Origin of the sequence: Arcticibacter pallidicorallinus, assembly GCF_003002875.1 — a bacterium.
GTDB classification, from domain to species: domain Bacteria; phylum Bacteroidota; class Bacteroidia; order Sphingobacteriales; family Sphingobacteriaceae; genus Arcticibacter; species Arcticibacter pallidicorallinus.
In genome coordinates this window covers 203,842-218,623 of the sequence record NZ_PVTH01000001.1, presented here as the reverse complement: position 1 = coordinate 218,623, position 14,782 = coordinate 203,842, and the positions used below count along the sequence as shown (strand labels likewise).

The following is a 14,782-nucleotide window of genomic DNA, read 5'->3' as shown; positions in this document are numbered from 1 at the left end:
AATGAAGGCAAACCTCATTTTTACGCTCTTTGCTTTCTTTCTTGTACCAGTGTTTGGACAGCACACTTCTCCAGTCTATCGTTCCAATCTGTCGCGGAAAATTTCATTGAACATAAACAGGCAGCCGCTCCAGAATGTCCTTAACGCGATCAGCAAACAAGGGGGCTTCAACTTCTCCTATACGGGAGCGATTCTGCAAAAAGATAGCATTATCTCATTTTCAGCGCAAAACAAAACGATCAGGGAGGTTCTCGAGCAGCTGTTTCGAGGAGACGTGGAGTTCAAAGAAAGCGGGAATTACATCATTCTGCGACCTACATCCCGGCGATTCTCGGTAGTGCCTGAAAACATCTACACGCAAAGGAAGCTTTACGAAATTGAAGGATATGTTTACGATGAACGAAGCGGCGAAACTGTAAAAGAGGCAAGCGTCTACGAGAAAAAGTTACTAAGATCAACCCTTACAGACGAGAAGGGCTTTTTCAAGCTAAAATTCAAAAAGGCACAAGAGGGAATAGTTCTGACAGTGAGCAAAGAAAATTTTCGCGATACCAGCCTGCAATTTCTGTCAGCAATTACGGTTAGTGCGCAAGGTTATGTGGATGATGATTCAAACGCAGGACCTTCAAACCGGGTGGAACGTTTCGGTTTCGGGCGCTTCCTCACCTCTTCGCGTCAACGGATACAGAGTTTGAATATTCCCGATTTTATTGCGAACAGTCCCTTTCAAGCATCCCTGATGCCGGGATTAAGTTCTCATGGAATGCTGAGTTCCCAGATTGTGAACAAAGGGTCGCTGAATCTCTTTGGTGGTTACACTGCCGGTGTTGACGGTGTCGAACTTGGCGGAATATTTAATGTCACCAAAAAGGACGTAAAGAAAGTGCAGCTTGCAGGTATGCTGAACGTCGTAGGCGGATCAGTGAATGGGGTACAGGCCGGAGGACTGGCAAACCTTGTTTTAGACAGTACCGACGGGGTACAGGCGGCTGGACTAGCCAACACCGTTCGAGGGTCTATTCACGGTGTGCAGGCGGCCGGAATTATCAACGCCAGTTTAGACAAGCTGTACGGAGTACAAGTAGCAGGCATCGTAAACCTTGCTGCAAAGTCAGTTCGCGGAACACAGATTGCAGGCATGGCGAATATCAATGGGGGGAGCCTTAAAGGTTCGCAGATTGCCGGTATTCTTAACTATTCCAAAAATATGCATGGCACGCAAATCGGCTTGGTCAATGTAGCCGACACCTCTTCAGGAGTAGGTTTCGGCCTGCTAAATCTGGTAAGAAAAGGTTACCATAAGGTGAGTATCTCCAGCAACGAGGTGTTGAATACCAATATCAGCATCAAGACGGGAAATGCAAAGCTATACACGATGCTGATCGGAGGGATGAACGTGTCCGATTCCAAAAAGGTCTACTCCGCAGGGATAGGCTGGGGTCACGACTTTATCTTTAATCATCGCCTCTCTTTAGCTGCAGAGCTATTGTCACAGTTTCTCTATCTTGGTAAGCCTGTTAATAACCATTACCTGAATAAAGCTCAAACACACCTGCAATTTAAGGCTACGAAATTTATCACGGTTTTTGCCGGCCCTTCTTACTCTGTTTACTACAGCAAGGCTATTGGGATAGCCGGAGAGGGATATAAAACAGACATAGCACCTCGATACAGCCGATCCTTTTCTGACAAGGTAAGAGCTTGGATTGGCTGGAATGCGGGACTGATATTAATGTAAGTTCCGCATTTGCGAAGTTTAAGTTTACTTAAGTGCTGCAGCCACAACCTCAGAAAGCGGTGTTGTCTGATGCCCTATCAGGCGGGACAGCTCTCGACCATCATCAAACAAATCGCCCCTGGATGCAGATACGTCCCATCCGGCAATAGCATGAGAAAGGCCCTCAGGTAAGCCGAACCCTTTAAGAGCATTAGCATACTCAGCTTCCGGCATGTTGACGTATGGTATATTTTTTCCAGATTGCCTGGATATTTCAGCAGCCAGATCACTCAGCGTCCATGCTTGATCTCCAGCGAGTTCGTATATCTTAGCTTCGTGACCTTCAGTGGTTAGCACTGCTACAGCCGCATCTGCATAATCCGCCCGTGCTGCAGATGCAATCTTCCCTTCTCCCACAGAACCGATAAATGCACCACCCGCAAGTGCACCCGGAATAGAACCTGTATAATTTTCGGTGTACCACCCGTTTCTTAATAACGTATAGGGAATACCCGAGTCTCTTAACGCAGCTTCTGTAGCCAGGTGCTCTGCAGCAAGACTAAGCGTGGATGTATCCGCATGAAGAAGGCTGGTATACACTATCCACTTCACATCATTCTTCTTCGCAGCATCAATTATATTGCGGTGCTGCACTGCCCGTTTCCCTACCTCACTTCCTGAGATGAGTAGCAGTGTGTCTATTCCAGACAAAGCCGATTCGAGCGTCTCAGCATCGTCATAGTTAGCCTCACGAATTTCTACGCCCAGGCCCGACGCTTTCTGCCTTGAACGAACAAGGGCTACAATGTTTTCTCCTGCTCCCTGATTTTTAAGCTTGGAGACTACCAGTTGTCCTAGTTGACCCGTAGCTCCGGTTATCGCAATTTTCATGTCTTATGATTTATTATACTGTACGTGAGTTTAAGGCAAGCAAGTATCTGTACGTTTTAAGGCATGGCTCTGCTCAAATTGGATAGCATCCGGATCTGAAAATACTTCTTTGCCCTGCTCTGTTTTAGTCTCACCATACCCTTCTACGAAACCATCGGCTACCTTCTTAAAAAGAACCGGTCTTTCGGATGTGGTTCCTTCGGCATTGAACACATAGTTGGCTGATAGTACGCTATCTTTATATTCTCCCGAAAATGTTCCTCTCGACCGATCTTTTTCCCAGAAGTCATAAATAAGGCTCCCCTCAATCTGATCTCCTTTTACGTCGGTAATGGCTAGCTGAATAGTATCTCGTTTGATCACTGCGATATAACAGCCTTTGAGAGGTTCTTCTAAAGATGTCGAATCAGAAGTCAGAGCTATTTTGCCATTATTGGTGTTACCGCAGCTCGATGCAAGCGTCGCTGCGGCCAGCAAAAGAAAAGAGATTTTAGGAAGCTGTTTTGTTTTCATGATAATAATCGGGTCAAATGCAGTGCCAGTTTTTATCCTGACGGAAACCGGCAGATGAATCTTAAACTAGTTCGATTGGATAATCAGGATTGATATTATTTAACAACCTCGAAACTTGAAGTTGCCCCCTGCCATGCGGCAGTATAGCTCTGACCGTTATGCTCTCCGTTCACCTTTTCGAAGTTACTTAACTCCAAAACGTATCGCCCAGGCCATTGCGGAGTAAACGAAATACTGCCGTTGTCATCTGTCGTAAATTCTTTACTCCAACCTTCGGGAGAGAATATTGATACCGGTTTATTAGCTACAGGCTGGCCGTTAAGAACAGCTTTAAGCTGCACGGGCGAATTCACTTTATAGTTTTTTGCTTCATTTGCAGCCACATTGATTGAATTTGGAATAGACGCATGATCAACAGCATTTGATTTACCCACCGCCACTGCGGCGACTGACGAGAATTCATACTTGGTTGTTCCGCCAAGATCTTTTGCCTCGTGACTGACTGTTAACAGATAAATGCCATCTTCGTCAGGCGTAAAGCTGGCGGAGTAAAAGTTAGTTCCCGCTACTGTACTTAACTTCACTTTTTCTTTCCCAGGCACTGTGAGCCACAGCGTAAAATCTTTCACATCAGAGTACCACTTTCCAATTTCTTCCAATTCTTTGGTGGCATACTCACCATAAAAAACTTTTACTGATTGTGCATGTCCTTTCTTTGCCGTACTAGCTGTTTCGATCCAAAGGGCATGAGCGTGGAGTTCTACTGCACCTACACTTAAGAAAATCAGCAGTAATAATAATGATTTGAGATTGTTCATTTTGCTTTATGTTATAATTTGATTATTCGTCATTTTCAGGTATGCCAGATGCTGTTTGCAGCACCGGGACGGGCGGCTTAGTTGCCCCCCGGTTACCGGCAACACGGAAAGAACCCGGCGTTCGCTTATCAGCTACTTTTTTGCCGGGCTTCTTCGTTTTCCCGTATTTCCGCCCCCACCAGACCAAAAACCCGGTAACAGGGAGGGAAGCGCCTATAAGAGAAGCCAGAAACGCGAGCACCTTACCAGGAAACCCGAGGATGCTTCCTACATGGATGTCGTAATTCATTTTCCTCAGCTTGGTGCCGAATGAAGCTTCCTGGTAATCGGCAGCATAAACGTCTTTGCGTTCCAGCTGCTTGAGTGTATGCTGGTCAAACGTGTAACCCTTATTGTTGTAAAACTGCCCTGCGCTGGGATAGATGGTGATGTCGATGGTCGCCTTAGCCCTTGCAGCATCAGCGAAACTGTAGTAAAAACCGCCAGCCTTCGGATGCTTGCGTATGACTCTATCCCAGGCAATGTCCATTGCTTGTTCAGGAGTGTAGTGTTTATTCGCTTGTAAAGAGTCAGATTGCAGTCGCTCATACGGAACCAGCGTTTGTCCCCCGGAGGTTACCCAGTATAATCCTTCACTGTACCACTTAATTCCATAGACCATTCCCGTTAAGGAGATAGCCAAAAGGAAAAGCAGCGAATAAAATCCCAACACATTATGCAGATCCAGATTCACACGCTTGAAAGAAGCTCCCCATTTAATTTTGAAGCTTTTTTCCTTTGCGGTTTTGTTCCACTTCTTTGGATACCACCAGATAAGCCCGGTTATCAGCAGCACGACAAAGATTAACGTACCGTAGTTTACTATAGGTCTTCCGATTTCAAAGGGTAGCCAGAGAAAACGGTGACCGTTCAGGATGAACCGAAAGAAATCCGTCTCTCCTTTTTTATGGATCTGCTGACTCAGCACCTCCCCTGTATAAGGGTTCAGCTTCAGTGTAGTGCCCCCGCCCCGTCTTCCTTGTTCTTTTTCAGACCTCAGATTGACATTAATAGTACGCCCCTGCTGATACATGGCATATGAGACTCTTTTATCCGGGTGAAGCCGGAGGGCGATGCTGCTAAGTTGCGAAGGTTTCAAAACAGGTTTATCTTGCTTTTCGATCCGGGTTTCGGGCTCCAGCAGCGCCATAATTTCCTCGTTGAATACCCAGATACACCCGGTTATGCAGACGATAAATACAATAATCCCTGAGATCAGTCCCAGCCAGAGATGCAGCCAGTTGTTTACCTTTTTAAATCTGGAAGTTGCCATGGTAGCTAATATTTGAGAGCGTTAATCGCGGTAATTGTTCCTCCTTCAACCTTCAATCCCCGCTTCGCAGCACCGATCTCTGCGTCGAAGATGTAAACATAGCTTCCTTCACTGGCGGTCGTGATACCGATATACCCCGTTCTTCCGTCGCCCGGTGAGTAGTTATTAATGGTTGTTGTTTTGGTAATATCCTCCGGAAGACCCGTTACCCATTTAAATTTCTTGTTGATCACGTCCGCTATGGCAAACTTCCTGGCTACACCTTCCAGAGATTTAGGCTTAGGATACATCTGCAGAATGAATATGCCATTGCCCAGATAAGACTGGGCAGCAATATGATGCCCACCAGACTCCTGCTCTACGTTGAAAAAGTAGCTCTGATCAAATTCGTTTGTACCCTTCAGAATGCGGATTATAGCCGAGGGTTTGGTAGATGTAGGGACGTTGTTGTTAGTTGCTGCCGCAGGAGAAAAAGCATAGGCATCCCCATTCTCCGTTTCAACCAGACCATTATTAAAATAGGCGCCGATATAGCTTGTTCGGTTATCTTTTATGACCTTTTCAAGTTCAAGCTCAGGATAAGAGAAGACCGCGACCCAGGAGCTGTCCGGATATGCTGTCCCAAATGCATCAGGAGCTTTTCCCTTTATGCTCATGTACGGCAGAAATAACTTGTCGCCGACTTGCGTTGCCCAGGTAAAGTGTGCCCGCTCTCCGTTTCCCGCAAGCTGAACGATATTGACTTGTTTCTCTCCCACGATCTGATATTTCCGCGCATCAACGCGAAACATCGAGGCAAATTCGTTTCCGGATCTTGGCACTTTGATAGTTAAAACATCATCCATCACCGGTGCAAAAACTTGTACTGTCTCACTCTGAAAATTGCTGAGCTTAGTTAAAGTCCCGGTAGAATCGAGGCGATAACTTGTAACTGCACCGGGATTACCCTGGCCATACAGCATACTGAAGAACCTGTTCTTGTGTGTTATGTAGTAACGATAAGAACCATCCTGTTCGAGGCCGTTTCCCTGTGTCGTGATTACACCCTCTTTGAGGCTATTCGCGGTGAGCAGGTAATCTGCGATTCCTGTGGTACCAATAGGGGTAGCAGAGATAATGTACTTAGTTACGCCCGTAAGCTCAGTGTCGGTGTCATCGACATTAAGGTATTCCAGCTCCGGATCACAGGCGGTGAAAAGGCTGAACACAAAGAATGCTACCAATAGGTGTAGATATGAAGTCTTCATTTTTTTGATTTTTGAGGTTGATGAACCCTGGTGATTCGGATATTTAGTTATTGCTGATAAAGTATCTTACTTTAGCGTAGACCGCCCTCCCGGGCTTTTGCAGGGAAAAATTATCGTAGACTCTGTTGTCCAGGAGGTTTTTACATTCAAGTGCAATATTGTACTTGCCTTTTCCTAAGGAATAAACAGCATTTACGTCTTGCATCCACTGCCTTGGGATGTCATATTTCTGGTCGGATGTACCCTGACTTGGCCATGAGAGGTAATAAGCGTGAACGTAAAGCACGTTATAGCCTAATGTTAGCGTATTCCCTTTCTTTCCTACATTGTTAAAAAACACGGAAGCATCGGCGTTACCAAAGAGATACGGCATATTGGGAATCCTGTCGCGGTAAAGAGGGCTTTCCATCGTCTGGTTCTCTTCATACTTTGTATTATTCCGAAGATTTTGGTAAGTCATGTTGATACCAGCTGTAAAAAGCTGCCTGAACGAGTACCTCAGCTCTCCCTCGAAGCCCAGATTGGTTACGTCGGCAAGATTATCCATCACCTGCTTCGTCTGATTATTGTTGAGGCTCGGGCGAATAAAATCTTTCGCGTTGCGATACAACACGCCGCCCTCAAAGTTGAGTCTGTGGCTCTTATCGATCTGGGCCTGGTAGCTTAGTCCGAAATTATAATTATGACTGTGTTCAGGATCGAGATCTATGTTTCCTTCCAAATTCAGCAGGTCACCAAATAGCTCATCTGTTTCGGGTAATCGATAGCTCTTTTCATAGGACGCCTTTGCCTGCAGATTAGGCATAATAAAGTAGGTAGACGCAAGGCCGAATCCGATTCTATTGAGGCTGTTTTCCTGCACCAAATAGGCCAGGTCTCCCCAACTTCCACTAGGATTGTAACTCTGAGAATACTTGTTATGCTGGTAGAAATGTTTGGCGAAAAATGAAGTATTCCACTTTTCAGAAGTTTTGAACTGATAGCCTAATCCCAGGATATTTTTTACATTTTTTCTTGGCTGCTCGTATTTATCACTTTCGGGATATAGCTCATCTGAACCTTTCCTGTTAAATGTATTGTAAACGTTATTCAATGTCAACAAATGTTTCTCACTCGCCGCATAGCTAAGATTAACCGTTCCAAGACCATTGTTATTACTGTATTTGTACATCGAACGCTCACGTTCACTACCCTGTCCGGGGTATTCTTTATACTCCTGAAACCAGTTATATCTGCGGTACACGGTGTCGATGTTCTGCTCCTTTCCAAGATTGTAGTTCCCGGTAATCCTTAAATCAAGACCCTTTATCAACAGATCTTCTTTAGAGTACTTTACGCTGGGCATGATGATGCTACCTTTACGGTGCCAGTCGCCAAATACGCTAACCATTCTCGCACCAGTCTGAACTTCCGAGTAGTTTTGACCTAATGTAACACCAAACATCAGCTGATCAGCGAAAGGCTTATTAACAACGCCCGCACTGGCTATCAGCGTCTCGTTATGGTAGGTATCATTAAATCTCCTGACCTTTTGATGCTGAAAATACTGACCGGAAAAGCTTGCTACATCAGTTGTGACCTTGTAGTTATTATCTGAGTAATTTTGAAATGCATTAAGAGTTAGTTTAAAACCAGAAGGTGTGGTGTAACCAGCGTTGAGTGAGCTGCGGTGAGTATTGAATGACCCCAAAGAATACGAAGCGTCGGCGTAGCTTCTGGTATCATTCACTGTAACAATGTTGATTGCACCACCGAGCGCATCAGAGCCCAGCCACACGGGAACCACGCCTTTGTAAACTTCCACGCGCTGCGCCAGATTGATAGGAATATTGTTAAGCTGAAAAGACGAACCAAAGTTATCCATAGGCACCCCATCGATAAAGAATTTCACCTGTCTGCCGGTAAAACCGTTTAGCGAGAAATCCATACGCGAACCTAGTCCCCCCGCTTCCCTTACTCTTACTCCTGATACGCGATCAAGTGCGTGAGAGATGTCAAGCGTTGAGTTATGCAGTCTCCTGGCATCGACTGCTACCACGTTGTAAGCCTGACGATTAAGCTCCCGAACTTCTGATCTTCCGATCACCGAAACTGTCTCCATTTGCTGACTGACTTCTCTCAGCTCTATGTCAGAGATAAGATCCGTACCGGGCTTCACCTGGATTTTCCGGCTTATTTTGCCCAACCCTACAGAGTGGGCCTCCAGGACATAATTACCCGGCTTTAGGGGTCCGATGCGATAGTAACCCTGACCGTTGGTGATGGTACCGGTTGATGTGTTCAGTAATTTGATGGTAGCAGCAATAACAGGCTTCCCATTGCTGTCTTTGATGTATCCACTGATACTTCCTGAGGGGTTGATTTGCGCGTAGGCAACAATTCTGCAGGCACACAGCATGCCCACAAGCAAAAATTTCGTAATTTGCATGACTTTTAAGTAACGTTAAAGGTGAACCGGCTCTGCCGGATAATAGCCGCACAACTGGTACTTGTGCGGCTTATTTCATTTCAAATATAGACCTATTTAGAATAATTCCAATTAAGAACCATAATGTTTATCTGTTTTTTTTAATTGAGAGCTCTGATTGCGGTCATTCCTCCAAAAAAACTTTGTGCACAAGCGGTTTTTCTACTGCATTTGTTTTAAATGAAATTTCCTTATCAAAATTGAATTCAGCTTTTCTACAAGATTAATACCGGCGGTTATCGGAAGATGGGCAGACGGGCCGAAATGAAAAGAGGCTGATCATTTACATGATACAGCCTCCTGGTTGGATATTTTGAGAATATAAATTGCCTAATTCGACATTTTCACCGTTTCTCGTTTTGTTTCTGATCCGACTTTCAGCGCTTCGGCATTATATAAAGATGTAATGGCTACATCTTTCGTCCTGCTTCCTGCCACCTCGAATATATTGCTTTGCGTACTGTCGGCCTTAAAACCCTCAACCTGTACATTTTTCACATTTTTCAAGAAGAGTGCAGGGCTCTTGGCCGCATAGATCTGTACATTTTTCAGTTTTATATTTTCTGATTCAATAAGCTCCGCTCCTATTTCAGAATGGATCATGACATTTTCAATATTGATATTATCGATGTTATGCTCCGGGAGTCCATTGAAATACATCGCTCTCCGGGCATTGCTGCAGGAAATATCCTTTACGTAGATGTTACGAAACGAAGGTGTCGTCTCATCTACCGGCTCAAACTTGGTCTCCACCGGCTCAGCTCCCTCTTCGAGGACCTCTACTGCAGACTTTCCTCCGTAATAAAGGTCAAATAACAACGGCTCTGTAGCGATATCAAACATGCTTATGTTTGATATATAGATATTTTCCACTACCCCACCACGGCCTCTTTTGCTTTTAAAACGAAGACCAACGTCGGTTCCGAGAAACTGGCAATTGGTGACCGAAACATTACGGACTCCGCCCGACATTTCACTGCCGACCACAAAGCCACCATGACCTTTGAACACGGTACAATTATCTACAATCACGTTTTCGCATGGGCGATTTCTTTTTCGGCCATCTTCATCCTTGCCCGACTTTATACAAATCCCATCGTCCCCTACGTCAAAGGTACTATTCACGATGATGGCGTTTTTACAAGATTCCAGATCAAGGCCATCCCCATTTTGAGCATAAGAAGGGTTGCGCACCTGCACGCCATCTATGATGACGTTCTCGCACATCAGTGGATGAATATTCCATGCCGGGGAATTCTGAAAGATCACCCCCTGGAGATATACATTCTTGCACTCTCTGAAGCTTACCATAACCGGGCGAAGGAAATCTTTCACTGACTCCCACTCCTCGTCGGTCTTCAGGTTCTTTGGAACATTCATATCACTTATGGAATCGCCATACAAATACTGAGCAGATGGCATCCAGTAATCTGGGCGCTTAAAAACTCCTCCATTGGCTGTAGCACGTTTCCAGAAGTTTTCAGAAACCTTTTCCTTTTTAAGCGGACGCCAGTGATGACCGTTACCGTCTATTGCTCCCTTACCAGTAATCGCTATGTTTTCGAGATTCGTACCGGAGATAGGAGACTGGCTTCTGCGTGTATCCAGCCCTTCGAAAGATGTCTCGATCAGCGGATACAGCGATTTATCTGGGGAAAACAGGATGATTGCCTGATCTTCCAGATGCAGATTAATATTACTCTTAAAGACTATAGGTCCTGTAAACCAAACGCCCGAAGGAACGATCAGCCTTCCGCCTCCTTTTTCCGACAGTGCATCTATAGCCTTGGCAAATGCTTGTGTGTTAAGAAATATTCCATCACCGACTCCACCAAAATCAGTTATCCTAACATCATTATCGACGAATGTAGGAGCCGATATAACGGGCATGTCAAAAGGCAGGTCTTTGTACAGGTATTCGTATTTACTTTCAGACTTACTGTTCGTACACGAACTAACGGCAAAAGCCGTCAGAATAAGCATAACGGCAGGAAATAGATACTTCATTTTAATCATTATTTAAGTGGTGTATACAATATTTTTACGGCATAGGTTGGAGGTTTTCCCACCGTACGTTCCATTTACCGTCTTTAGGGAAGCCTGGGTTTGGGGTTTCATTTCCGTCCCAGCCCGCGCACATCATCGCGATGGCTGTCAGCAACCCGCCGTTTCCGGGGAGATAAACCCGGAGGCGGGCATCCTGGTAATTATGGCCGTTGACCAGATAGGTATTTTTCTGCTGATCCATCAGCAGGGCTCCTACCGCCTTCTCGGGGTCGCCCAACCTGGCGGCAGCCATGGCCGTCATCGGATAGTCCCAACCCCAGGTTTTTGGCCAGTTCCAGTTGTCCCAGATCCAATCCAACGAATTTTTCATATAATCCGGATTAATCAGCCTGTTTTGAGGTAAGATCCCCAACGCCCCAAGTATAGCAGGATGATCTGAGGTAAACCTGACATCTTTGTAAGTGTCTACAGCATCTTCAGAAGCCAGGTATAAGCCATCTGCAGCCGCCAGAGGAGAAAGCTTAGCGATCAGCTCATCCCAATGAGCATTCCGCTTTTCACCCGCCCGCTCCTTCCATTGCTGGGCTACAGACAGCGCGTAATGCCAGTAAGAGAGTTCAAAAGGAGGATTAATAACCTCGGATGCCCGAAGCGTTTCCTGAGCTGCAATGGCTCCCTTAAGCAAGTAGCGGCCTTTTGCTTCATCGTAAGTGGCAAAGGAAGCCATAAATTCTGCAGTCTGATTGACCAGCTCTCCATATTTTCTGATCACTTCCGGGGAAGGATTATTCCTGTATACAAGCTCTGCCATGTAAATAAAATGCGGCTGTTGCCAAATCAGAAAGGAGCCGACTTTGGAGGGGGCCTCGATGCCTGAGGGGTCGGTCATTTTCATCCAGCGGAGGCCATCAAAACCTTGCCTACGAGCAATCTCTGTTGCCACAGGGGCTACCTGACTATACCAGCCAAGACTACGTTCCAGCAGGTCAGTATGGTTCCACAGCGCAAAGTTTGCCGAGTGCCACCAATGCATCTCGAGGTGAAACTTCCCGAACCAGCTATTGTAAGTGAGTCCGGTCTCCTGTGGTGGATACTTTCCCGCTGATTGAATGGCGAGCAGATATTGCGAAAGGATAACCCGGCGCTCCAGCTCTTTCGCTCTCGTGTCCGTACACTTCGAGAAATCGACCACCCCTCCCTTTGTCCAGAACCCCTGCCAGTACTTAGATGATGCAGTAAATGTTTCTTTGGCACCGCCACGAATTTGAACAGGAACCTCTTCTGTGAATTCGGAAGTAAATGAAAACTCACGACTCTTCGGGGTTAAGACAAAATAGTGAGGTTCCTTTTCTGATAAGGAAGCCTTCCCCTTATATCTTACCGTTACGTAATAGACCGTAGTATCTACCGTTCTTTTGAAAATTAACGAGCCGTTCCTGTGAGATACAACTTCTGTTAAGTGTTTTTCAGGCAGCGTCCAGTCTGAAGCGTCATCCGCGTGTTTACCGGAAGGATAAGGAAACCGAAAGCTGATGCTCAGTTTCCCCTTCTCAAGCAAAGAAGAACCTATTGTCGCGGCTACTTCGTCATACTTGGGATGAACAGCGGTTCTGACAGTTACAGGAGTTCCTCCGATATGGAAATTGCTTTTTATCTCTCCGTTCCAAAGTTCGAGTTTCTGATCTATGCGGCTGATCTGCTCCGATCTCAGGCGGCCATTAGCATGTTCCAGTCCGATATAACCGAGATGCATACGGTGTGGATTGACACGGAGATACTCCGCAGCATCTCGATGTCTTCCTTCTTCATTTACCGGAACGGAATATAATTCGTCGCGACCCCTAAAGTTATATTTCTTAAGGGTTTCCTCCGGTTTATAATTATGCGTATTTGGAAAACTATGCCACCCCCACTGAGATTGTGTTCCCAGGGGCACGCCTGCTGAATAAAGTTCAGGAAATGTTTGTAGTCCGGTAGCATCGACTGTAAATGCGAAATTACCATTTCCGACCGATAGGGAAGACAGTTCCGATATGGCTGTTATTTTAGGACTGTTCCTTTCCACAAGCGCGTAACGGTCAATTTTTTCCGGCTGCTGCGCCGCGCATATAGAAGCGAAAAAGACAGCAGAAAAAATAAGTGATACCTTTTTGAACATGAAAGTTAATAATTTGGTTTCTTAGTCTCTAAAGGTGTGAAAAATTACTCTTACCACTGTCCTGTACCTCCCCACTATATCAAAAAACGTACATTAACCCATAGTTCGAGAATTGGGTAAAAAATCCTGTTGCGATTGCGACTATTAAGGATCTGTCTAAGTTTTTTGAAGGATTCTATATCCCTGGCAGCTGTTTCCGCCGATTTTTACTCTCGGATACCGAACCGCTTCATATTCCTCCAAACAAAGAGATCGGGCTTTTTTAGTGTCCCCCTTTAGTTCCGTCACCAAATTGTTGCTCGTTAAGATCCGCGAGGAACAGGTTGACTTTGATAAAGTTTAAAGATTTGTACCGGAGCATATCGTCAGTTTCTTTAACTTTGATGCGATGTTCTATCGTCTCACGGCCTTCCTTATGATACCGCTTCTGCTCGGCGTAAGCCTGTCGAGGATGGCCGTCTTTGCAGGCTTTGAATTGAACCGCGACTACATTGCTTCAAATCTTTGCGAGAACAAGGATAAAGTCTGGTTGAATTGTGAAGGCAAATGTTATCTTTCTAAGAAGCTGAAACAAGTGGAAGAAAAGGAAAGCAAACAAGAAAGAGAAGTGCAGAAGCAGCTCCTGCAGGATTCCTTTATGCCGGAGAATTTCATTGTTTTTTTTGGTTGTGAATTGACAACCACCATAAATACCCCCTATCCTCATTTGACTCCGTCGGGATACTCCAGCATCTTGTTTCAGCCCCCCAAAGTCTGAAAATAAACTTTACAGATTAGTTTTTTTATGATGTGGAATTCGCTAGTATTTCTACATATGGCAATCTCCTGCCTTTAATCACCTTTATTTATTACTCAAATGAACCATACATTTAAATTAATGATGTTGCTGGTAGCGCTGTTTGCGTTCGCCTCGTGCAGCAAGGATAATGATATAAACACCGATCAGGAGCTAAAGAAGGCGCTGATTGACGAAAAGACCACCCCCGGTGGTGTAAGGGTAAAATTATGGGCAGATAGCGAAGATCTGAGGGTTTCGTGGAACAAACTATACGTATCGCTTAAAACCAGCTCGGGTGCAAATCTGACCAACGCTTCCGTCACCTATAAACCTGTCATGGACATGATGACCATGGCACATTCCAGTCCCGCCGAGCAACCTGTCTATAATGCGGAACAGTCCTTGTACGAGGGGGCAGTCGTGTTTTCCATGCCGTCGGGCACGATGGGAAGCTGGACGCTGACTGTATCTGTCAACAATGAACCTGTTGTTTTTGATATCGTAGTAAAACCAGCTGCAGCTAATACAAAGCACACAGCAGCAATCGTAGGCAGTGATGGTATTAGCTACACAGTAGCTCTTATTCAGCCATTCAAGCCTAAGACAGGCATTAATGATCTGCAAATTCTGATCAACAAGCGTCAGGATATGATGAACTTCCCTGCCGTTGAAGACCTTAGCGTTGAGCTAAAGCCTGAAATGCCTTCAATGGGACACGGATCGCCCAATAATGTAAACCCTGTTCATACCGGAAAGGGACACTACAGCGGTAAAGTCAATTTTACCATGACTGGTGACTGGCGGTTACACTTCAAACTGAAGAGAGGGAACGCGGTCATTGTTGAAGATATAACCTTAGACTTGCTATTCTAGT

General features: G+C 45.4%; 11 protein-coding genes. 3 read left to right on the top strand and 8 right to left on the bottom strand.

Annotated elements, in window-relative coordinates:
* Position 1: 1 nt before the first annotated feature.
* Complete coding sequence (locus tag B0I27_RS00925) at positions 2 to 1,738, top strand: STN domain-containing protein (RefSeq protein WP_106290468.1); 1,737 nt, start codon at positions 2 to 4, stop codon at positions 1,736 to 1,738.
* A 24-nt stretch (positions 1,739 to 1,762) separates the two neighbouring features.
* Here B0I27_RS00925 and B0I27_RS00920 read toward each other — a convergent pair whose 3' ends face one another.
* The 8 genes from B0I27_RS00920 to B0I27_RS00885 all read right to left on the bottom strand — a co-directional run bounded on the left by B0I27_RS00920 (position 1,763) and on the right by B0I27_RS00885 (position 13,130).
* Positions 1,763 to 2,608, bottom strand: a complete 846-nt coding sequence (locus tag B0I27_RS00920) for an SDR family oxidoreductase (protein ID WP_106290466.1) — start codon at positions 2,606 to 2,608, stop codon at positions 1,763 to 1,765.
* A 30-nt stretch (positions 2,609 to 2,638) separates the two neighbouring features.
* Positions 2,639 to 3,121: a hypothetical protein gene (locus B0I27_RS00915; RefSeq protein WP_106290464.1), complete on the bottom strand. Its 483-nt coding sequence runs from the start codon at positions 3,119 to 3,121 to the stop codon at positions 2,639 to 2,641.
* Between the two features lie 95 nt (positions 3,122 to 3,216).
* The gene (locus B0I27_RS00910; protein ID WP_106290462.1) at positions 3,217 to 3,939 is read right to left on the bottom strand and encodes a DUF4198 domain-containing protein; all 723 of its coding nucleotides are present in this window, start codon (positions 3,937 to 3,939) and stop codon (positions 3,217 to 3,219) included.
* Between the two features lie 22 nt (positions 3,940 to 3,961).
* Positions 3,962 to 5,251: a PepSY-associated TM helix domain-containing protein gene (locus B0I27_RS00905; protein WP_106290460.1), complete on the bottom strand. Its 1,290-nt coding sequence runs from the start codon at positions 5,249 to 5,251 to the stop codon at positions 3,962 to 3,964.
* Between the two features lie 5 nt (positions 5,252 to 5,256).
* Positions 5,257 to 6,498 (bottom strand): DUF4374 domain-containing protein, encoded by a 1,242-nt coding sequence (locus B0I27_RS00900; protein WP_106290458.1) that lies wholly within the window; start codon positions 6,496 to 6,498, stop codon positions 5,257 to 5,259.
* A 43-nt stretch (positions 6,499 to 6,541) separates the two neighbouring features.
* Positions 6,542 to 8,926: a TonB-dependent receptor gene (locus B0I27_RS00895; protein WP_106290456.1), complete on the bottom strand. Its 2,385-nt coding sequence runs from the start codon at positions 8,924 to 8,926 to the stop codon at positions 6,542 to 6,544.
* 369 nt (positions 8,927 to 9,295) lie between these two features.
* Positions 9,296 to 10,972, bottom strand: a complete 1,677-nt coding sequence (locus B0I27_RS00890; RefSeq protein ID WP_106291186.1) for a glycoside hydrolase family 28 protein — start codon at positions 10,970 to 10,972, stop codon at positions 9,296 to 9,298.
* 34 nt (positions 10,973 to 11,006) lie between these two features.
* Entirely contained in the window at positions 11,007 to 13,130 is a 2,124-nt protein-coding gene (locus B0I27_RS00885) for a hypothetical protein (protein WP_106290454.1), read from the bottom strand.
* 388 nt (positions 13,131 to 13,518) lie between these two features.
* Here B0I27_RS00885 and B0I27_RS00880 point away from each other — a divergent pair, with 388 nt between their 5' ends.
* Complete coding sequence (locus tag B0I27_RS00880) at positions 13,519 to 13,887, top strand: hypothetical protein (protein WP_106290452.1); 369 nt, start codon at positions 13,519 to 13,521, stop codon at positions 13,885 to 13,887.
* A 99-nt stretch (positions 13,888 to 13,986) separates the two neighbouring features.
* On the top strand, positions 13,987 to 14,781 hold the full coding sequence (locus B0I27_RS00875; protein WP_106290450.1) for a FixH family protein: 795 nt from the start codon (positions 13,987 to 13,989) through the stop codon (positions 14,779 to 14,781).
* The last annotated feature ends 1 nt before the right edge of the window (position 14,782 follow it).

Bases quoted from the DNA above. Each gene is read 5' to 3' on its own strand.
- B0I27_RS00925 (WP_106290468.1), top strand. From the start codon at position 2: ATGAAGGCAAACCTCATTTTTACGCTCTTTGCTTTCTTTCTTGTACCA.
- B0I27_RS00900 (WP_106290458.1), bottom strand. From the start codon at position 6,498: ATGAAGACTTCATATCTACACCTATTGGTAGCATTCTTTGTGTTCAGC.
- B0I27_RS00885 (WP_106290454.1), bottom strand. From the start codon at position 13,130: ATGTTCAAAAAGGTATCACTTATTTTTTCTGCTGTCTTTTTCGCTTCT.
- B0I27_RS00905 (WP_106290460.1), bottom strand. From the start codon at position 5,251: ATGGCAACTTCCAGATTTAAAAAGGTAAACAACTGGCTGCATCTCTGG.
- B0I27_RS00875 (WP_106290450.1), top strand. From the start codon at position 13,987: ATGAACCATACATTTAAATTAATGATGTTGCTGGTAGCGCTGTTTGCG.
- B0I27_RS00880 (WP_106290452.1), top strand. From the start codon at position 13,519: ATGTTCTATCGTCTCACGGCCTTCCTTATGATACCGCTTCTGCTCGGC.
- B0I27_RS00910 (WP_106290462.1), bottom strand. From the start codon at position 3,939: ATGAACAATCTCAAATCATTATTATTACTGCTGATTTTCTTAAGTGTA.
- B0I27_RS00915 (WP_106290464.1), bottom strand. From the start codon at position 3,121: ATGAAAACAAAACAGCTTCCTAAAATCTCTTTTCTTTTGCTGGCCGCA.
- B0I27_RS00890 (WP_106291186.1), bottom strand. From the start codon at position 10,972: ATGAAGTATCTATTTCCTGCCGTTATGCTTATTCTGACGGCTTTTGCC.
- B0I27_RS00920 (WP_106290466.1), bottom strand. From the start codon at position 2,608: ATGAAAATTGCGATAACCGGAGCTACGGGTCAACTAGGACAACTGGTA.
- B0I27_RS00895 (WP_106290456.1), bottom strand. From the start codon at position 8,926: ATGCAAATTACGAAATTTTTGCTTGTGGGCATGCTGTGTGCCTGCAGA.